This window comes from Gordonia sp. OPL2, from assembly GCF_003797825.1.
Taxonomy (GTDB): Bacteria; Actinomycetota; Actinomycetes; order Mycobacteriales; family Mycobacteriaceae; genus Gordonia.
In genome coordinates, this window is record NZ_RKME01000003.1 from 105,915 (window position 1) to 123,717 (window position 17,803).

Annotated in this window: 21 protein-coding genes and 2 tRNA genes; 8 read left to right on the forward strand and 15 right to left on the reverse strand. The window is 62.1% G+C overall.

The genetic code is table 11. The features are described 5' to 3' along the window. Positions 1–76: 76 nt before the first annotated feature. The 5 genes from clpX to EEB19_RS05010 form a co-directional block, all read right to left on the reverse strand. Positions 77–1,357, reverse strand: coding sequence for an ATP-dependent Clp protease ATP-binding subunit ClpX (clpX, locus tag EEB19_RS04990; protein ID WP_187583771.1), 1,281 nt, complete (start codon positions 1,355–1,357; stop codon positions 77–79). A gap of 323 nt (positions 1,358–1,680) precedes the next feature. After that, positions 1,681–2,385: an ATP-dependent Clp protease proteolytic subunit gene (locus EEB19_RS04995; protein WP_262365439.1), complete on the reverse strand. Its 705-nt coding sequence runs from the start codon at positions 2,383–2,385 to the stop codon at positions 1,681–1,683. 43 nt (positions 2,386–2,428) lie between these two features. After that, positions 2,429–3,043, reverse strand: coding sequence for an ATP-dependent Clp protease proteolytic subunit (locus EEB19_RS05000; protein WP_187583772.1), 615 nt, complete (start codon positions 3,041–3,043; stop codon positions 2,429–2,431). A gap of 300 nt (positions 3,044–3,343) precedes the next feature. Next, positions 3,344–4,717 (reverse strand): trigger factor, encoded by a 1,374-nt coding sequence (gene tig / locus EEB19_RS05005; protein ID WP_187583773.1) that lies wholly within the window; start codon positions 4,715–4,717, stop codon positions 3,344–3,346. A 77-nt stretch (positions 4,718–4,794) separates the two neighbouring features. Next, positions 4,795–4,868 (reverse strand) — tRNA-Pro (locus EEB19_RS05010). A 211-nt stretch (positions 4,869–5,079) separates the two neighbouring features. On the opposite strand from EEB19_RS05010, the gene EEB19_RS05015 reads away from it, so the two are divergent. From EEB19_RS05015 to EEB19_RS05040, 6 genes are all read left to right on the forward strand, one after another. Beyond that, positions 5,080–5,150 (forward strand) — tRNA-Gly (locus EEB19_RS05015). A 281-nt stretch (positions 5,151–5,431) separates the two neighbouring features. Further along, on the forward strand, positions 5,432–5,683 hold the full coding sequence (locus EEB19_RS05020; protein WP_187583774.1) for a hypothetical protein: 252 nt from the start codon (positions 5,432–5,434) through the stop codon (positions 5,681–5,683). A 259-nt stretch (positions 5,684–5,942) separates the two neighbouring features. Next, complete coding sequence (locus EEB19_RS05025) at positions 5,943–6,224, forward strand: hypothetical protein (protein WP_187583775.1); 282 nt, start codon at positions 5,943–5,945, stop codon at positions 6,222–6,224. A gap of 383 nt (positions 6,225–6,607) precedes the next feature. Continuing rightward, positions 6,608–7,564 carry a DUF2971 domain-containing protein gene (locus EEB19_RS05030; RefSeq protein WP_187583777.1) on the forward strand — a complete coding sequence of 319 codons (957 nt, stop codon included), beginning with the start codon at positions 6,608–6,610 and terminating at the stop codon, positions 7,562–7,564. 91 nt (positions 7,565–7,655) lie between these two features. Further along, positions 7,656–8,057: a hypothetical protein gene (locus tag EEB19_RS05035; protein WP_187583778.1), complete on the forward strand. Its 402-nt coding sequence runs from the start codon at positions 7,656–7,658 to the stop codon at positions 8,055–8,057. A 19-nt stretch (positions 8,058–8,076) separates the two neighbouring features. Further along, positions 8,077–8,826 (forward strand): hypothetical protein, encoded by a 750-nt coding sequence (locus EEB19_RS05040; protein ID WP_187583780.1) that lies wholly within the window; start codon positions 8,077–8,079, stop codon positions 8,824–8,826. 9 nt (positions 8,827–8,835) lie between these two features. Here EEB19_RS05040 and EEB19_RS05045 read toward each other — a convergent pair whose 3' ends face one another. The 7 genes from EEB19_RS05045 to EEB19_RS27160 all read right to left on the reverse strand — a co-directional run bounded on the left by EEB19_RS05045 (position 8,836) and on the right by EEB19_RS27160 (position 13,488). Continuing rightward, the gene (locus EEB19_RS05045; RefSeq protein WP_187583782.1) at positions 8,836–9,612 is read right to left on the reverse strand and encodes a hypothetical protein; all 777 of its coding nucleotides are present in this window, start codon (positions 9,610–9,612) and stop codon (positions 8,836–8,838) included. A 1,106-nt stretch (positions 9,613–10,718) separates the two neighbouring features. Continuing rightward, on the reverse strand, positions 10,719–11,063 hold the full coding sequence (locus tag EEB19_RS05050) for a hypothetical protein (RefSeq protein WP_187583784.1): 345 nt from the start codon (positions 11,061–11,063) through the stop codon (positions 10,719–10,721). Then, a complete protein-coding gene (locus tag EEB19_RS05055; RefSeq protein ID WP_187583786.1) occupies positions 11,060–11,788 on the reverse strand; it encodes a hypothetical protein in 729 nt (242 codons plus the stop codon). Before EEB19_RS05055 ends, EEB19_RS05050 begins: the two co-directional genes overlap by 4 nt. Before the next feature lie 49 nt (positions 11,789–11,837). Next, positions 11,838–12,311: a hypothetical protein gene (locus EEB19_RS05060; protein ID WP_187583788.1), complete on the reverse strand. Its 474-nt coding sequence runs from the start codon at positions 12,309–12,311 to the stop codon at positions 11,838–11,840. Next, complete coding sequence (locus EEB19_RS05065; RefSeq protein WP_187583790.1) at positions 12,304–12,543, reverse strand: hypothetical protein; 240 nt, start codon at positions 12,541–12,543, stop codon at positions 12,304–12,306. The genes EEB19_RS05060 and EEB19_RS05065 overlap by 8 nt, the downstream gene beginning before the upstream one ends. 2 nt (positions 12,544–12,545) lie before the next feature. Then, a complete protein-coding gene (locus EEB19_RS05070) occupies positions 12,546–12,794 on the reverse strand; it encodes a hypothetical protein (protein WP_187583792.1) in 249 nt (82 codons plus the stop codon). Between the two features lie 520 nt (positions 12,795–13,314). Then, positions 13,315–13,488 (reverse strand): helix-turn-helix domain-containing protein, encoded by a 174-nt coding sequence (locus EEB19_RS27160; protein ID WP_369074057.1) that lies wholly within the window; start codon positions 13,486–13,488, stop codon positions 13,315–13,317. A gap of 411 nt (positions 13,489–13,899) precedes the next feature. Between EEB19_RS27160 and EEB19_RS05080 the strand changes: the two genes are divergently transcribed. After that, positions 13,900–14,178 (forward strand): hypothetical protein, encoded by a 279-nt coding sequence (locus EEB19_RS05080; protein WP_262365440.1) that lies wholly within the window; start codon positions 13,900–13,902, stop codon positions 14,176–14,178. A 205-nt stretch (positions 14,179–14,383) separates the two neighbouring features. On the opposite strand, the gene EEB19_RS05085 is transcribed toward EEB19_RS05080, so the two are convergent. From EEB19_RS05085 to EEB19_RS05095, 3 genes are all read right to left on the reverse strand, one after another. Further along, on the reverse strand, positions 14,384–15,430 hold the full coding sequence (locus EEB19_RS05085; RefSeq protein ID WP_187583796.1) for an AAA family ATPase: 1,047 nt from the start codon (positions 15,428–15,430) through the stop codon (positions 14,384–14,386). Between the two features lie 156 nt (positions 15,431–15,586). Then, positions 15,587–15,775 (reverse strand): excisionase family DNA-binding protein, encoded by a 189-nt coding sequence (locus EEB19_RS05090; RefSeq protein ID WP_262365441.1) that lies wholly within the window; start codon positions 15,773–15,775, stop codon positions 15,587–15,589. A gap of 271 nt (positions 15,776–16,046) precedes the next feature. Next, positions 16,047–17,195, reverse strand: a complete 1,149-nt coding sequence (locus EEB19_RS05095) for a site-specific integrase (protein ID WP_262365442.1) — start codon at positions 17,193–17,195, stop codon at positions 16,047–16,049. A gap of 303 nt (positions 17,196–17,498) precedes the next feature. On the opposite strand from EEB19_RS05095, the gene EEB19_RS05100 reads away from it, so the two are divergent. Next, the gene (locus tag EEB19_RS05100) at positions 17,499–17,684 is read left to right on the forward strand and encodes a hypothetical protein (RefSeq protein WP_187583798.1); all 186 of its coding nucleotides are present in this window, start codon (positions 17,499–17,501) and stop codon (positions 17,682–17,684) included. The last annotated feature ends 119 nt before the right edge of the window (positions 17,685–17,803 follow it).

Consider the following 17,803-nt stretch of genomic DNA (forward strand, 5'->3'; position numbering starts at 1 on the left):
GTCGGTGTGGCCGGGATTCTGTGGTCTCGGAGATATGGGGTCTCGGAGATGTGGTCGTCTCGGAGCCTTGCCTCGTTCAGGCGGTCTTGTCGCGCCGTTCGTCGCGGCTGTCCTTGCGGGGCACGATCGTGGGAAGGACGTTGTCGCGCACCGTCTCCCCGGTGACGACGACCTTCTCGACGTCGTCACGGCTGGGGATGTCGTACATCACCGGCAGCAGGACTTCTTCCATGATGGCGCGCAGTCCTCGCGCACCGGTGCCACGGTGGATGGCCTGATCGGCGATGGCCTCGAGGGCGTCGTGGGCGAACTCGAGTTCGACGTTGTCCATCTCGAACAGCTTGGTGTACTGCTTGACCAGCGCGTTCTTCGGCTCCGACAGGATGCTGACGAGTGATTCCTTGTCGAGGTTGGTCACCGAGGCGACCACGGGCAGACGTCCGATGAACTCGGGGATCAGACCGAACTTGATCAGGTCCTCGGGCATGACCTCGGCGAAGTGATCGGTGGTGTCGACCTCGTCGCGGCTGGTGACCTCGTTGCCGAAGCCGATGCCGCGCTTGCCGATACGCTCGGAGACGATCTTCTCCAGCCCGGCGAACGCACCCGCGACGATGAACAGCACGTTGGTGGTGTCGATCTGGATGAACTCCTGATGCGGGTGTTTACGACCGCCCTGCGGCGGCACCGACGCCTGTGTGCCCTCGAGGATCTTCAGCAGCGCCTGCTGGACTCCCTCGCCGGAGACGTCACGGGTGATCGAGGGGTTCTCGCTCTTGCGGGCGATCTTGTCGACCTCGTCGATGTAGATGATCCCCGTCTCGGCACGCTTGACGTCGTAGTCGGCTGCCTGGATCAGCTTGAGGAGGATGTTCTCGACATCCTCACCGACGTAGCCGGCCTCGGTGAGCGCCGTGGCGTCGGCGATGGCGAAGGGCACGTTGAGCATCTTGGCCAGCGTCTGCGCGAGGTAGGTCTTCCCACACCCGGTGGGGCCGAGCATCAGGATGTTGGACTTGGCGAGTTCGACGGTCTCGCCGCTGCGCGAGTCCTTCTTCTCCCCTGCCTGGATGCGCTTGTAGTGGTTGTAGACGGCCACGGCGAGGGTGCGCTTGGCGGTGTCCTGGCCGATGACGTAGTTCTCCAGGAAATCCCGGATCTCCATCGGCTTGGGCAGCTCGTCGAGTTTCACGTCGCCGTTCTCGGCGAGTTCCTCTTCGATGATCTCGTTGCACAGGTCGATGCACTCGTCACAGATGTACACGCCGGGACCGGCGATCAGCTTCTTGACCTGCTTCTGACTCTTTCCACAGAAAGAGCATTTCAACAGATCGCCACCGTCTCCGATTCGCGCCATCTCGTGCTGCACCTTCCTTGTTGCTCCGGTCGTACCGACGGACATCTCCGCGCGCCCGGGCATGGGTCACCGTTCGGCAATCGGATCGCCCAGTAACTCGACGGTACCCGCGTGCCGCCCGAACTTCGACCGATAAGGCCAAATGTCGTGCGGGTAGTTTCGGGCCGTCCGGCCGTGGGGCCGACCGGTCTGTGGATTGTCGTGGCCGCCTGGCCTGCCGCCCGCGCCCGACCACCGGACGCAGACGTCAAGGATGACGCCGGCCACACCTCGGGGCACGCACATCGGCCCGGCGTGTCGGGCCGACGTGCGATCCGCGCCTCTTAGGAGGAGGCCTTCTTCATCGACTTCTTGCGGTACTCGAACACCTCGTCGACGATGCCGTACTCCTTGGCGGCCTCCGCGGTGAGGATGTTGTCGCGGTCGGTGTCGCGGCGGATCTTGTCCGTGTCCTGTCCGGTGTGGTGCGACAGGATCTCGTCGAGACGGTTGCGGATGCGCTCGATCTCCGCGGCCTGGATCTCGAGGTCGGAGACCTGGCCCTGGTAGGCACCACCGGTGCGGGGCTGGTGGATCAGGATCGTCGCGTTCGGCAGTGCAGCACGCTTGCCCGGAGTGCCCCCGGCCAGCAGGATCGCCGCCGCCGACGCAGCTTCACCGAGACACACGGTGACGATGTCGCAGTGCACGTACTGCATCGTGTCGTAGATCGCGAGCATGTCGGGAACGCTGCCGCCGGGCGAGTTGATGTACATCGTGATGTCGCGGTCCGGGTCCTGGGACTCGAGGACCAGCAACTGGGCCATCACGTCGTTGGCGACGGTCTGATCGATCGGCGTGCCCACGAACACGATGCGCTCCTCGAACAGCTTCGCGTACGGGTCGTACTGCCGCTGTCCGTTGGGGGTGTGCTCGATGAACTGCGGGAGGATGTAGCGCGCCTCGATGCTCTTGAGCGCCAGCGCCGACGCCGGGATTCCGGCCGCGACGTCGGCGGGCAGCGTGTCGAGCGAGAGGGAGTTGGTCATCGTCTGCTCCGTGGTGTTGTGGTGGCGAGGGATGGACACGCGGTCAGGACGCGGGCGTGACGGCGGTGGCGCGGCTGACCACGTGGTCGACCAGGCCGTAGTCCTTGGCCTCCTGGGCGGTGAACCACTTGTCACGGTCCGCGTCGGCCTCGATCTTCTCCAGCGGCTGGCCACTGAACTCGGCGTTGAGCCGGTTCATCTCCTTCTTCGTGGCGGCGAACTGCTCGGCCTGGATGGCGATGTCGGCGGCGGTACCACCGATACCCGCCGACGGCTGATGCATCATGATCCGCGCGTGCGGCAGAGCGTGCCGCTTGCCCTTGGCACCCGCCGCGAGCAGGAACTGCCCCATCGACGCGGCCATGCCCATCGCATAGGTCGCCACATCGCACTCGGCGAGCTGCATGGTGTCGAAGATGGCCATGCCCGCGGTTACCGAACCGCCGGGCGAGTTGATGTAGAGGTTGATGTCACGCGTCGGGTCCTCGGCCGCGAGCAGCAGGATCTGCGCACACAGTCGATTGGCGATGTCATCGTCGACCTGGGTGCCGAGGAAGATGATGCGCTCGCGCAGCAGCCGCTCGAAGACCGAGTCGGTCAGGTTCAGCCCGGCCACTCCCGAACTCAGCGTTGGCGTGTGGATGGTCGGCTCGCTCACTGTTCCTACCTTTGCCTGTCGTGGTGCCGTTGCGGCCGCGGCCGCGTCAACGGTGTTTCGGGGGTCTAGCTTAGTGATCCGGCCCGCGTTCTCCGCCCGCGGCGCCGGTCGTCTCGTGGATTCTTCGCGTCTCATCCGGGTTCAGACTGTCCGCCCCGGGTTCATCGCGATGTCCTCACCGACACTAACCAATGGCGCCGGATGGACAGTCCCGATGGCACCGGTCTTCGCTGAGAGCAGAACAGCCGGAGCCGGGCACAGGGCCCGGCTCCGGCTGTTCGGTCACAGGAGGTCGTCGACTCAGTTCTCGGCGTTCTCGTCGTCGGAGGCGTCTGCGTCGGCGGAGTCGTCGTCACCCTTGCCGAAGAACTCGCCGGTGTCCACCGCGGTGCCGTTGCTGTCGGTCACGCTGACCTCGGACACGATGCCCGCCAAGGCCTTTCCGCGACGGACATCGGCGTAGACCGCACCGACCTGTCCGGCATTCTGCAGCTGCTGGATGAACTCCTGGGGCTGCATGCCGTAGCGCTGGGCCTGGAACAGGATCTGCTGGGTCAGCTCGTCCTGATCGACCTCGGTCTCCTGCTGGTCGGCGATGGCGTCGAGCAGCAGCTGGGTCTTGACCGACTTCTCGGCCTCCTCACGCGCCTCGGCGTCCCATTCCTCGCGGGTCTTGCCCTGCGCCTCGAGGAACTTGGCGACCTGCTCATCGTCGTGGCCGAGTGCGTGCACGATCTGATGCTGCTGGCCTTCGATCTCGTCGGCGACGACCTTCTCCGGCAGCGGGATCTCGACCTTTTCCAGCAGCTCCTCGAGGACCTTGTCGCGGATCGCGTTGGCCTGCTCGAGCTTCTTGGACTGCTCGACACGCTCGGCGAGGCTCACGCGGAGCTCGTCGACGGTGTCGAACTCACTGGCCATCTGGGCGAACTCGTCGTCGAGTTCGGGGAGTTCGCGTTCCTTGACCGAGTTGACCGTCACGTTGACCTGAGCGTCCTCACCGGCGTGGTCTCCGGCGACCAGCTTGGTGGTGAACTCCTTGGTGTCTCCGGTGGCCAGGCCGATCAGCGCCTCGTCGAGGCCGTCGATCAGCTGACCGGAACCGACCTCGTGTGACAGACCCTCGGTGGAGGCCTCGTCGACGGGCTCACCGTCGACGGTGGCCGAGAGGTCGATGGAGACGAAGTCGCCGTTCTGGGCACCGCGGTCGACCCCCTGCAGGGTGCCGAAGCGGGCGCGCAGACCGTCGAGCTGCTCGTCGACAGCCGCGTCGTCGGTCTCGATGGCGTCGACCTCGACCGCAAGGCTTGCGTAATCCGGCAGCTCGATCTCCGGGCGGACGTCGACCTCGGCGGTGAAGCTTATGGTCTCGCCGTACACGAGTTCGGCGAGGTCGATCTCCGGCTGTCCGATGGCCTTGGTCTCGGTCTCGGCGACCGCCTGCGAGTACTTCGACGGCAACGCGTCGTTGACGACCTGCGCCAGGATCGAGTCACGTCCGACACGGGCCTCGATCAGCTTCGCCGGGGCCTTGCCCGGCCGGAAGCCCGGGATCCGGATCTGCTGGGCCAGAGACTTGTAGGCCCGGTCGAACTCGCCGGACAACTCCTCGAACGGCACTTCGACATTGAGCTTCACTCGGGTCGGGCTCAGCTGCTCGACGGTGCTCTTCACGCCTGCTCCTCACATCTGCATTTCTGCGTCGGGTCGATGACAAGTCGTTCGGCGGCGATCAGCGACCGCCACCCGAGTCGGGATGACAGGATTTGAACCTGCGACCCTCCGCTCCCAAAGCGGATGCGCTACCAAGCTGCGCCACATCCCGGTGACCCCGCCCACCACACGCCGGAGACCGGCGGGAACGCGGAGAAGGGCCAACAGCAGATAGTACGTGTCGGCGCGACGCCGACCCAATTGGGTGCGCGTCCGACCGTCCCTGACACCGGCCGGTGGGGCGATTTCGGGTTCGCGCGCACCACCGGGTACAGTCTTGTCCGCACGCGACGCCGGTGGCGATCCCACAGGTGACGCGGCACGCGGGTGTAGCTCAATGGTAGAGCCCTAGTCTTCCAAACTAGCTACGCGGGTTCGATTCCCGTCACCCGCTCGCACAGGTCAGAGGCACTTTTTGCCTCTGACCTTTTTTCTTGGGCAAACGGCGATGCACCCTTACTGCACCGCTCGTGACCTCCGCATATAGATCGACCCCGCAGGTGTTAGCGCACCGAACGGGGTCTCGGACACATGCGGAGACACCCACATGCACCGTTTCAACAGGCTATCCGGCCTGCCATGGTCTGCCCTCATCGGCGCGACCGCGTTTCTCGTCATGATCTACGTCACTCCCCTGCTCGTGATGCGCGTCTGCATCGCTTGGGGGTGGCACGCATGACCGCCGCAGCCGAAACCCTCGTCACCCACGCATGGGACCTCTGGGAACAGGAACCCGAAGCCGACCACGCCGATCTCCTGCGTGACGCCGTATGGCGACTCGAAGAGGCCACCGACCTCGGCCACGACGATGTGCCCAAGCTGGCCCGCGAAGTTGTCTACGCCCTCACCCTGTGCACGGGTGACGAACGCGACGAGATCCTGGCACCGATGCCCGGTGTCGCCTCATGGCTGGGATTCGACCGATGACCGCCCCACCGAGGGGTCGCGATTTTGCCGGCCAAACAGCGGCAGGCAAACCCGCTCCGACCGATGCCGTCGACCTTTGGGCGCAGGGCTACACCGCCGCCACGAACGTGCTCGACACCCTGCCCGGTCCCCTGCTCCGTGTCCTCGTGCCTCGGTTGCTCGCTGTAGGCGATGACACGCACGACGACCCCAGATATACGGCGGGCTATCGAGCGGCCCTCCACGAGGCTGTCAGCCCCCAACCCGGCACCATGAATGCATGGCCGACACGGACGGGGCACCGCCGATGATGGCGCAACTGTCCAACGCGACCGGCCTACAGTTTTCCGTCGCCTCGTGGCGTGTCACCGGCTCCGTCGTGTGGGAAGCCGACACCGCAGACGGTTACACCGTGTCCGTGGCAGCCGAAACCGTGCCCACACGGATTGCGGTCAGCGATGACGAGTACGGGGCACGCGGTGTCAATCCGCGCACAACGTTGATTGCTGACGTTGCGGAAGCTATCGCGTTCTCGTTGATCATCGCCCGTAACGCCCTCTGATCGCTTTCCTCACCCTGCTCGTCGTGTGGCCGATTCTAGGCCCGCACAAGCGTTCTCAGCCCTCGAATGGGGCAGCCCTGATGGTCGTTTAGGTGTCGTTCGACTCGATGCCGGGGCACTCGTCGCTATCGCAGAGTCCGACGTAACCCGACCTGCTGGCAGTAGCTTCGTCGTCCGCCTGCCACGGACGCCACCCGACGATCGCGACGAAGGGTGCCAGATGGTTACCGCCTGCCCTCACGGTCAGGTGGCTAGCAGTGCTGGCCCAGACGCGATATGGGGTGATGGTTCGTGGGTCGACCGGGATGGGGCAACGACACCGGCACCCGAAGGGTTCCGACACGACGCCCCGCCGACCGGCGTCAGTGTGATTCCATTTGTCGGTGACTTCGGACAACGATCTCCTGTTTCACTACACCGACGCAGGAGGACTGCTCGGCATCCTGTCACCAGGACCAATGCACTCATCCTGGGGTGGTGAGATCGAGCTTGGCGGGTCTCTGAACTTGCGGGCATCCGATGTGCGCTATCTAAACGACACAACCGAAGTGCGCTACGGCGCGAAGGTCGTTGCGAAGATTCTACGAAACAAATCTAAGAGCACCGACATATCCGACGTTGAACGCCACGGGCTACTTCAGTTAGCAGATGAACTCAAGAATGACGAGATCACCATCGACTGGTGGACACACCGCTCACCAGTCGCAGTTCACGCGGCCTGCTTCACGGAGTCCGGCGACCTACTGAGTCAATGGCAAGGATACGGAGACAACGGAGGGGGATACGCAATCGGAGTCACCCGAGACGCTCTCCAGTACTCGCTCGTGTCGCTACCTGGCAATCCGATGTTCCGGGGCTTACAACTCAAGAAAGTCTGCTATGGGAATGGACAAAAGACGAAAAGTCTCGTAGCAAATCTCATAGAAACACTCACAGGCGAAGAGAACGTCTTGGACAAAGGCGAGTTATCAGACACGGCGAGACGAGACGCAATTATGACAGCCGCGCAAATCAAGCATCCCGCGTTTAAGTCCGAACGAGAATGGCGGCTCATAACCGACACATCAGGAAACTGGTTCAACGAGTTTCGACCCACTTCACAGGGACTCATCCCCTACGTCGATTACATCGTCAATCCAACTCCGACTACAACTCCGCTCCATCCCTCCGATTTAGCTTCAGACGACGGCCCAGCGCCGCGACCTCCCACAATCGGCAAGGTAGTTGTCGGCCCTGGGGGCGATCGTAAGCTTCGGATGGACGCGGTGAGCCGACTACTACGCCGCTTCGGCCATAACCCCGACTGCGTGGTTCAATCCGACGTTCCCTACCGTGCGTGACGCATAAGTGCACCCGTTTACGAACGAAAAACACCCCCGGCAACCGTCATAGGTCACCGGGGGTGTCACATACGCACGCCATACTCAGCGGATGGAAGCCGCCGTCACAATCTCAATCATCTCCGCAGCCATCGCCGCCACATCAGCGCTCGCCGCAGCCTACAGCGCCAGAACCACCAAACGATCATTCGAACGCCAGGAACGCGCCGACCACACCAACGCAATCCGATCAGAGTTTGTCACCGAACCATCCGATCCGGGAAGCTTCCTCGTCGTTCAGACCGGGCCAGGCACCGCCCACAGGGTCAAGTTCGACACCCTCGTCTTCTCAACGAGTGCCCCAGACGGGCCACCCGAGGAATGGTTACCGGGACACGCAGAACGATTCGCAGACAACCGAGACTTGAGCAACGGTCACAAGGTTCCGATGGTCTCGTGGGTCGACGCAGACGGAAACGAGCACCGTCAGCCGGTTCTAATACCTTCGGAGTGAACCGCCATACTCTTGAGTCATGAATCTGCCGGACCGTCGAACCGCCCTCGTGACGGCGGGAGTGCTGGCACTCGCTGTCGGGGCAGTGCTCGCCTACACCACGTTCGCGAACGATTGGCACGGTGACCGCGTCGATTGGGGCAGTGTTCCTGCGTGGCTTTCCTTCGCAGCCAGCGTCGGCACGTTCGCCGGTATCTGGGTTGCGTATCTCAACTTCCGCACGACTCGTGAGCACCGACGAGACGACGAAGCATCGCCTGCACGACTGCTGGTCATTGAGAACGTGGCCGTGGCCTACGGCGGCAAGTATCCGACGGTCACAGTGACACTGCGGAACGTCGGCTCACAGACGTTCTCCGATGTCCAAGTCACGGGCGTGACCCTGTGCGATCTAGGCTGCCAGCAAACTCATCACGACCATTGGCACGAACGGACCCATGAGAGCCACGAGGTTGTGAGGCCGAACGCCACACTGCAATCGGGATGGGTACTCCCCGTCGAGCGATTCTCCGACCGGGCTACCCAACGCCCTGAAGTTCAGTACGAGTACACTGATGGCAAAGGCAAGCGTTGGCGTCGACTCAGCAACCTAGAACCTGAACGCATACCAGCTAAGCAAACCGACCGGCAGCGCCGCCAACGGTTCGATGATGCCCTAGCGGCGCGCCCCGACGGCGGAAACGGCAACGCGAACATTCACATCAATCTGGCCATCGGGCAGGTCGTCCAGTTGGAAGACGACGACGAAGCAGAAACGCGCGGCGACTAAACCGGCAGATCATCTATCAGCGGCGATCTTCACAGTGCCCGACTGCTCGACCTCTCGATCCCACGGCGGACGAACAAGCCGACCAGGACAACCCTCGTCATGCCCAAACCCGCGCCTGCACGTACACGCCCTGTCCACATCCATCGCCCACTGCAAACGAGGCGGCACACGACGACCGAATGAGTTGAACTCGATTACCCGACTCTCATCCAACGAGCCAGGATCGACGATCCACTCCGCGTAATCGTCCACGGCAATGCGCACGCGTCCCAGTTCGGCACTATCAACAGTGCGCAGCATTGGGCCACCACCAAACGCGCCGCCATACCAGCAGACTCCCAGCACAGCATCGGCAGGCACGACAGCGGTCCACAACCGCAACTCGTGGCACTGGTATTTGATCCACGGGTACGAGTGACAGAACCGAGGATCAGCGGACCAACTCAACCCCTCACGCCAATCAGCAGCCAACCGCCACAACACAATCGGGTCAGATGGGGCATCAACTGTCGGCAACGTTTTGCCTTCGAATACCTGCCGAAACCCGACGCGTCGGAACTCGTCCACCCAATCATCTCGCGAGCGCGATGTCGTGCAGTTCTTCACGAAGTCCCGGTACATGCCGACGATCTCGGGATCATCTACAGCTTGTGCCACCGCATTACGAAACTCACGCAGGTGAGCGAACTCGTCCACGACAGTGATCGCCTCATCGGCCATGCGGCGCGAACTCTGCCACGCTGCGACGAGACCATCATCGACCCCGCCGCCATTCTTGTTGAACATCCGTCATCTTTCTTGGTTGTCGGGGCCATACTCCGTCGCCCACGAGGGGTGGGGGGTACCCCCGAAGGTGTTGCGCCGGTCCATATCTACGCCCAGCGATCCTCTCTCCCTCTGGCCAATTCCATACGTCAGAAACCGTTCTATGGCTTTCTCTCGCTCGCCATAAAGGCTTCCACAATGCACAGAGACGGCCTAGATTCGGTTCCCGCATACCCTGGTTAGGCGGATCGCTTAGAATCGATCTGAGGGCCACTTTTTCCGACGTACCATATTCGGTGATTCTGCGACTCAAAGTTGGGCGCGCCTGCCTCATGATTTAAGGCTCCGACCTGCGGTTTCGTCGCCGGTTGCGTTCACGTCTGCAATCGACGCACTCGTTTTGCAGCCCATCTTTGGTTGATCGGTTGTTCCCGAAGTTGTGCAACGTTCTCGATTGTTGGCATCCGGGGCACCATTTCAACCCCTCGGGTACATCGACGGATTGCACTCGTGACGCAATCGCCGCTTCCCCAGGGTCGCCATTCTTGTTGACTCGGGCTAAATGCGCGCTACAGAATCCACGTCCGGAATGTGCACGGTCGCATCCATCAACATCACAACCCTGCCGATTTCGTTGCTGTATCTCAGCAGAACCGGGATCCCCGTTACGCATTAATCGCTTGTGGTGCACCGAGCACAAACCTCTTGCCGCATGAGGGCGACTACAGGTGTCAACTGTGCAGTACGGCCCGTACTGGCCTTGGACGTGTTCGCCGATGTCGGCACCACCGGGGTCTCCATAAGTGGTGTAGTAGCGCAGATAGTGGGGCCAGCACCATCCGCGTGCCGCATGTTTACGGCCACACCCTGCGATCACGCACAGCCGTGTGGATGCGTTGACGGGTTCGCCAATCTCGGCGTCACCCACGTCTCCGGTACGCCGGAAACGCCGGTAGTGCGGTAGACACTTGCCACGCGAATAGTGTTTGCGGTCGCAGTTCTCGACCTCGCATACCCTCACTGTTTGCCTCGTGGTTGAAAGCTTTGGCAGTCGCCGCAGAACCTGCGGTAAACGCTCGTGGGAAACTTCCGCCTGCAACGTCGACACGTCCGCAGCGGCACCGCCGTCACAGGATGCCTAGCTGCCGGGCCATCACACGGTCGACCACATACGTGCCGGTGCCGGTGCCGGGGTCAACATCGGGACGGCCACCGCCATACAGCGGAGCATCGGGGTCTCGTGGGGTCGCCGCGATCGGCTTTGTGTTGGCAACGGCCACCACTTCGTTCTCCTGCTCGTCCTCGTTGCCGTCGGCGTTCTCCTGGGCGGCGCGGGCGCGTTCCTCGTAGGCCCGGTACCCGCGCACCGTGGAACCGTCACCGATGGCGATTGAGCGCTCTACTGGTGGCGTCTTCGCGGCTTCGATGACCGCCTCCAGCAGCGGGTCGGTACTCCCGCGCAGCAGGGTCACGGGGCCACCTGCTCACCACGTGCCCAAGCCTCTACAACCAGATCGGCAGCAGCCGCACTCGTCGGTGTCCAAGGTCGGCGGGCCTGCTCAAAAGCGAACCGGCGCAGTTTGTCCGTATGCGCGGGGACGTGGTGCGGATTGGCGTCGAGTCGGAACAGGGCAGCCGCACCGACACCAGGCTTCGGCTCCGGCAGCACCCCATGCTTACGGGCTAGGGTGACCAGTGACCGCAGGTTCGCATAGCGAGTACGCAGGTCGGCGAACTGCTGCCATTCCTTGACCTTGCCCGCCTCGATTGCGGCCTCGGCAGTGTCGATACTGCCGAGCTTGGGAACGAGTTTGAACCACTCGTCGCGAATAGCATCGAATCGCTTGTTGATCGTCTCGGGCAGCTTGCCGATCTGGGCGAACGCAATCTGTCGTGCCTCATTGATCGCGACGTTCGCAGCCTGTGTGGCGATGGTCTCCACGGCCTCGCGGGTGGGTAGTGCCAGTGCGGCATCCCACACTCGTTCGGTGTCGAGATCGGTGTCGGCCACCAATTCGGCAGCGACCTTCGCGGTGTATGCGGCGATAGCGGCTTCATGTCCCGCTACGGCCTGCTGGGCAACAACCGCTTTAGCCAGGATGGCATCCACGCGGGCCAGATCCTCATCGGTGAGCAGGTCGAGCATGGCCAGCAGCGGGCCAAGTTCCTCAACAGCATCGCGGCTGCGATAGTTCAAGTTCGGTAGTGTCATAATCTTTCTCGTTTCGTTGAATGTTGTTGTGTCGCTATTCGATTGGACCCAAATAGAACGGGTCTCCAAGTCCAAGGTTCGTGGGATCTGCCACATAGTTGGCGGGGTCGTATGGCCCGGTCGGGGTTCGCTCGTCGTCGCGCGTGGTCGATGCCAGCCACAGCGCACCGGTCGGCTTGTGGCTTTCCAGCACCGCCCGTTCTGCCGCTAGGAACATGTCGCCCGCCGCGAAGTCGGACGGGGCCAAGGTGGCTTGAAATGATCCGGCCTGATTGGTGAGGAAGCGATTAGGGTTGCGGTACAAGCGCATCGCGGCGCTCAGCACTACATCGATCACCTCGTCGGGCACAGCGGCACTGTCTGCCCATGCACGTTCGGCGATGGACCGTGCCCGCGTGGATGCCGACCACAGGGCCTCTGCCGCTCGTTCGTAGTCGGGGCTACCCGGTGCCAGGGTGACGCCCAAACGGACGCCCAGCCGCTCGACAGAGGCCAGCAGATCACTCACTGGAACCCCCGGTGCGCATCAAGCCGTCGATGACCGATGTGACTGCACGGATCGCCGCCTCATGGTCAAAGTCGCCCGCCTGCCGGATCAGTTCAGCGCCGACCACAAGTGCTTCGTGCGCTTCCATGCCGAGATCAAACGCTCGATCTCCGTCTACAACTCGGACGTGATAGCGGGTGTTCTGCTCGGCGGTGATCACCCGTAGCGGGGTGCGTCGTCGTACCAGTGCCATGCTCACCACCCCTTGCGGGCGATAGCCTGCGCCGGGGTTGCCGCCTTCGTAGCGTCGAGACCTTCGGCCTCTTCGATCCCGGCGATGAACTGATCGATGTCGTCCACGGGTATCGCAATCCACGATGACGATTGCCGGATCGTGATGCGGTCGGAACCGCCGAATCGTTGGCGTCCGAATCTGAGCGGTGCGGTGACGGTATCGGTCGGTTGCATCACCAGTTCGGTGGAAAAATACGGTTTGACTGTCATTCGTTGTCTTCTCTGTGTTCTGTAGCTTCGGCGATGCCGACGAGCAAGTCAGCAAGCGAATACGCCTGTTCGACAGGGACTCGGATCTCAGCTTGCCGGTGCCGAAGGATGATGTAGCGCCTGTGTGTTCGTAGATGCGTAGCCAGGCTTGCCACGCACACTTGGTTGCCGCGTTCGTCTGTGACTGCCAGCGTTCTCATCCGCCCTCTTCCGCCACGTATCGTGCTCGTCGTTCTGCCGAAACTCGTTGCAACACTGATCGATAGGTGATTCTCGACTCGACCTCACGGAAGTAGTTGGCTTCTTCGGTGGCGTAACCGATGCACGCGTGATCGCGACGCGCATCCTGATCGGCGCGCAGTGCCCGGTAGAGGTCGACGCACTCGGTGATGAACGAGTTGTCCCGCCGTGGCGCATTGGTCAGTGTTCCTGCTCGTCTGTGTCGTTCGTAGTGTTTCCCGCAGTAGCCGCGCGCCCTGTTCGGTTGTCGTTCGCAGCCGCGTTCGTCGCAGGACGACACTCAGACCTCGGTGTCGTGCATGACCGGGTTACTGCCCAGTGAGTCGAGCGATGATCGGCGGATTCGGGTGGTGCGTGGTCCGAGTTGTTCGGCTGGCAGGTGCCCGGTCCGGATCCATTTTTGGATGGTTCGTACGTTGAGTTGCAGTTCGTCGGCCACTTGGGCCGGGGTCATCCATTCATCTGTCACGTTTCTTCCTATGGTGTTGCGTCGCTTCCATTTTCGCGACTCTTACACCTTTAAGGATACTCAGCGACTGGCCACACGATTTCTGCGCGCGTTTGTGAGATCCCTACAGCGATCCGACTACCCGACCCCGCATCTGCCCTGCTCGCCGAAATCGCCGGCTCTCAGATTCCTACAAATTGACCGTCCCACAACCGACTCTTACGGAGATGCACTAGGCCCCACCCGGTCACTCGGACACCCGACAGCTACAAAAGTCGCTCTACGTGGCTCTCAGCCACCTTCACGGGCGTGTTGTGCACGAATCCTGTTGCCCCGGATCTTGATTCGAGCATCGCGGCATGACAATAAGTGGACACCCTGTTGCCCCGAATCCTCACCAACTGTCACAGTCCAATGGTGGAAGACGACGACATACCCGAACTGCCGATCACGCTCACCGTTGACGGTGAAGTCTTCGAACTCACCGAGGGCGAAGGCAGCCAGTACAGCTACACGTGGCTGACCGGACCGAACAAGGGTTACGGATTCAGCGAGTCAGCCCACTCCGCATCTCTCGACCCTGACGTTCCGCTGCCCGAGGATCTGCCTAAGTATCGGCTGACGTTCAAGCAGCACATCGAGTCGATACGAGATTTCTTGTCGATGATCGACCCGAAGACTGGGTATACCGAATGATCGAGACGCAAACGAAGGGGTCGAGCAGCATCAGCACTGACACCACTCGACCCCTTCATGCACAACAACCAAGAGTCACGCTGTACCCGATACCCGTACCCGCTCCCCTATACCCTCGCGACGAGTGCAGTAACGGGTACGTACCCGTACCTGTACCCCAACAAAGTCCTAATGAAATAAGGACCGGGTACAGGCGCAGGTACAGTCACGCCGCAGCTTCGGCCAAACGCGACTTGGCCTCGTCTAGAGCGTCCCGAGCTGCATCCTGGCCACACTTCAGGAACCTCATCGCCTCCCTGATACTCGCAGGCTTGTGCTCGGCCGAAAGTAGCTGCTCGACCCGTTCCTCACGCTTCCTTTGGCGGTCAGCGGCAGTGTCCCGCGATGGCATAACAGTCACGTTCTCCCGAGACTGAACCGACCACGACAAACCGCCGTCCGTCTCTTGCGTCAGCACGAACTCACCGATCAACGGCTCTCTGGACTTGTCGTGTGCCACCTGCCCGCGCACCCCGCCATGACGGTCCTTGAACACATTGAGGTGCGCCTTCCCGCCTCGTCCCGGCGCGAACGGCTGAGACACCGTGATTCGTAGCATGGCACCACCAGGGCTACGACGCTTAGCCATCGTCCCGCCTGGCCCGTGTGCTCGCGAATCCGCACCCTTCGCCAAGTGGTCCACCACGACGACACCAGCGCCGCATGACGCCAGCGGCGTCAGCACCCGACGATTGACCGCAGTGAAATCGTCAGCATCGTTGGACGACGCCCCGAAGATCGGCAACAGTTCACCCATCGAATCAAGGACCACAAGATCCGGCCCCCACGCGACGAGATCGGCTACCAGCGCCTCGACTTCGATCTCATCGAACGGAGTAGCGACACGAAACCTGCCCGCATCACACAACGTGTCCATGTCCACACCGAGCTTCAACAGGTTCTCACCGATCGACTGCGCCCCGTTGTGATCGATGTCGATATACATGGCGCGGTCGCCACGTCGAAGCTCATCAGCCACCGCAGCCAACGCAACCCACGTCTTGCCCGACTCCGGGTCTCCGAAGATCGAGTTGACTTTGCCGCGATAGAACAGCGCCCCATCTTCACCGAAGGTCAGAATATCGGGCCTCACCGGCTCCGCACCTTCGAGCACCGACCGCATATCAAAGTACATGCCCATTCGTTCAAATCCATTCTGGCGTATCGGCTTCCGCATCGACACACCTGCAATCGTCCCCATCTGTTGGGGCACTGAGTAAGAGTCAGAACTGTTCACTTGGCCGTTTGGCCACGCACAGCTTCGGGTTTGACCCCAGGACTGCCCGCATGTCGATGTACAGCCCATGGGGCAGCCGTGGAGTCCGACGCCGCCGCACCGGCCGTGTAGGTCGCGCCGTTGGTGCGATCATCAGGCCACCCCGACCGGATCGCCAGTCACCATCGAATCCAAATCCGCCATCCGGATCCGCAGCAACTTCGGGCCAGTACGGTATGCCCGCAGCCGCCCATCCGAGATGTAACGCCGGATAGACTTGGACGAAACGCCAACGTAGTCAGCAGCTTCCGTGATCGACACGAACGACCGATTGATATTCATATGTCAAAGAACTCTCTTCCCCGCAGCGGGGAGTTAGATAGTTGAGCGCACAGTTCACCCCCGGCGCGTGAAAGAGGGGATTGTTCGCGGCCCGGTGCCGGTCGGTCACTCGCGGCATCTCGTCGGCAATCTCAGACGAACTTTCGTAGACACTAGCACACCAGGGGTTGACAGGACCGTCCAATAGGAGTACCGCCCACTTGCCAGACCGCATCGCCGCAGATGGGAACATGTGTTCGACTCAGGTTCCCGGCGTGTCGCAACCCTCAAGTCACGGTTGAGACTTCCTCATATCCGGCTCCCAGCCCGCCATCGCGGACAGCCTCGCCGCGATCTCAGCATCCCGATCAGCCGACGAATGCTGATACCGCATCGACATAGCCGGGGTGCTGTGGCCCAGCCGATCCATCAAGTCCCGAGTTGTCGCGCCCGCCTGCGCCGCCAACGTTGCCCCGACGTGCCGAAGATCATGAACCCGAAGATCTGATCGACCAAGCTTCGCCTCCACCGAGTTTTTGAACGCCAAGGTAAAGGCCCGCTGAGTAAGCCTGTTCCCGCCCCTACGGGTCGTCACCACGAAGCTGTCCGGCCCATGCCCCGTGTGCTTACGCATGTGTTCGGTGAGTATCTGCCGGACGTGCGGAGGAATCGAGATGTCCCGCATACCGGCCTCAGACTTCGGAGGGCCAACAACGATCTTGTTGCCCACCTTGGTAGCCGACCGCCTGATTCGGAGCACAGTGGCCACACCATCGACCCGAATCACGTCCTTGCGCCGAAGCTCGATCAACTCACCGAACCGTAGGCCGCACCACGCCAGCACGAGGGCGGCTGCGCGATATTCGTCGGGCATGTCCGCCACGACCGCAGCGAGATCGTCCACCGAGAGCACTTCAAGGTCTCGCCGCTGCGACAACTTGCCCGCACCCTCAACCCTGACCGGGTTCTCATCCACGAGCTTGTCCGCCACGGCAGTAGTGAAAATCGTCTTCAGTAGCCGGTACGCGTGACTGTTCGCCGTGGGCGTGTCCTTCCCCAGCCCCGCCCACCACGTGCGCACCAGCGCCGGGGTCACGTCACGCAAACGTTCATCACCAAGGATGGGCAGGATCCGCGAATCGAGCGAGTGCTGATATAGCCACTGAGTTTTGGGCGCGAGATCCCGTTCGCGTAGCCACTGCTCCGCATACGCCCGTACGGTCGTCTGACTGGCCTGCTGAGTGGCGATACGCTCATCAGGGGGCATCCACCCGCCGAGTTCGATCAGGCGACGTTCGCTGTACAGCCAGCCACGCGCATCCATCTTGGCCTTGTAGGTGTGCGGACCGTAGTACCGGATGCCCTCGTGCATGTAGGAGGCTTGGTAGCGGCCACTGCGCATGACGCGCACTGTTCCCCACGACTCGCGAGACTGACCCATGATGCAACCTTAATGCACCTCTAGCGTGTCGCGTGCCTGGTAATTGCCAGCACATATGTCCACATGTAGAGTGCACAGCACCACGCAAGAACGACGACGTTGTTGCTGGTAGACAACTCAATAGCCCCGATTGCGGGGGTCTGCCTTCCAAACTAGCTACGCGGGTTCGATTCCCGTCACCCGCTCGCCTCGACCAGATGCCCCGGCCACGCGGCCGGGGCATCTGTCGTCCACGCTCCGGACACCTGCGAATCCGCATGGCGACAACTGTGATCCAGGTCATAGTGGGCGTACGCTGAGGGCATGTCATCCAGCCACAGCAAGAGTCAGCGCAAGTGCCCGAGCTGCGGGGCCAATCTCTACGTCCGCAAGGACGTCACCCGATCCGAATCGGGTACGGACCGAGTGGATGTGATGCTCGTCTGCCGCGACGAGTCGTGCTCCGAACCCGCGCGCCATCTCCGGACCGAACACACCCAGCCCGCCTAGCGATCCTCCCGAGCATTCCCGGCCCGATCCATCGCCGAACTCACAACAGGTGTTGATTTTCTGCGAATCCGGCCCATGATGGATTGGTGCGACGGCCGAGACGACCCCGTCACCACCGT

Coding starts and splice junctions, on each gene's coding strand:
- clpX (WP_187583771.1), bottom strand. CDS start 1,357: ATGGCGCGAATCGGAGACGGTGGCGATCTGTTGAAATGCTCTTTCTGT.
- EEB19_RS04995 (WP_262365439.1), bottom strand. CDS start 2,385: ATGACCAACTCCCTCTCGCTCGACACGCTGCCCGCCGACGTCGCGGCC.
- EEB19_RS05020 (WP_187583774.1), top strand. CDS start 5,432: ATGACCGCCGCAGCCGAAACCCTCGTCACCCACGCATGGGACCTCTGG.
- EEB19_RS05025 (WP_187583775.1), top strand. CDS start 5,943: ATGGCCGACACGGACGGGGCACCGCCGATGATGGCGCAACTGTCCAAC.
- EEB19_RS05035 (WP_187583778.1), top strand. CDS start 7,656: ATGGAAGCCGCCGTCACAATCTCAATCATCTCCGCAGCCATCGCCGCC.
- EEB19_RS05040 (WP_187583780.1), top strand. CDS start 8,077: ATGAATCTGCCGGACCGTCGAACCGCCCTCGTGACGGCGGGAGTGCTG.
- EEB19_RS05045 (WP_187583782.1), bottom strand. CDS start 9,612: ATGTTCAACAAGAATGGCGGCGGGGTCGATGATGGTCTCGTCGCAGCG.
- EEB19_RS05065 (WP_187583790.1), bottom strand. CDS start 12,543: ATGGCACTGGTACGACGACGCACCCCGCTACGGGTGATCACCGCCGAG.
- EEB19_RS05070 (WP_187583792.1), bottom strand. CDS start 12,794: ATGACAGTCAAACCGTATTTTTCCACCGAACTGGTGATGCAACCGACC.
- EEB19_RS27160 (WP_369074057.1), bottom strand. CDS start 13,488: ATGACCCCGGCCCAAGTGGCCGACGAACTGCAACTCAACGTACGAACC.
- EEB19_RS05090 (WP_262365441.1), bottom strand. CDS start 15,775: ATGAATATCAATCGGTCGTTCGTGTCGATCACGGAAGCTGCTGACTAC.
- EEB19_RS05095 (WP_262365442.1), bottom strand. CDS start 17,195: ATGGGTCAGTCTCGCGAGTCGTGGGGAACAGTGCGCGTCATGCGCAGT.
- EEB19_RS05100 (WP_187583798.1), top strand. CDS start 17,499: ATGTCATCCAGCCACAGCAAGAGTCAGCGCAAGTGCCCGAGCTGCGGG.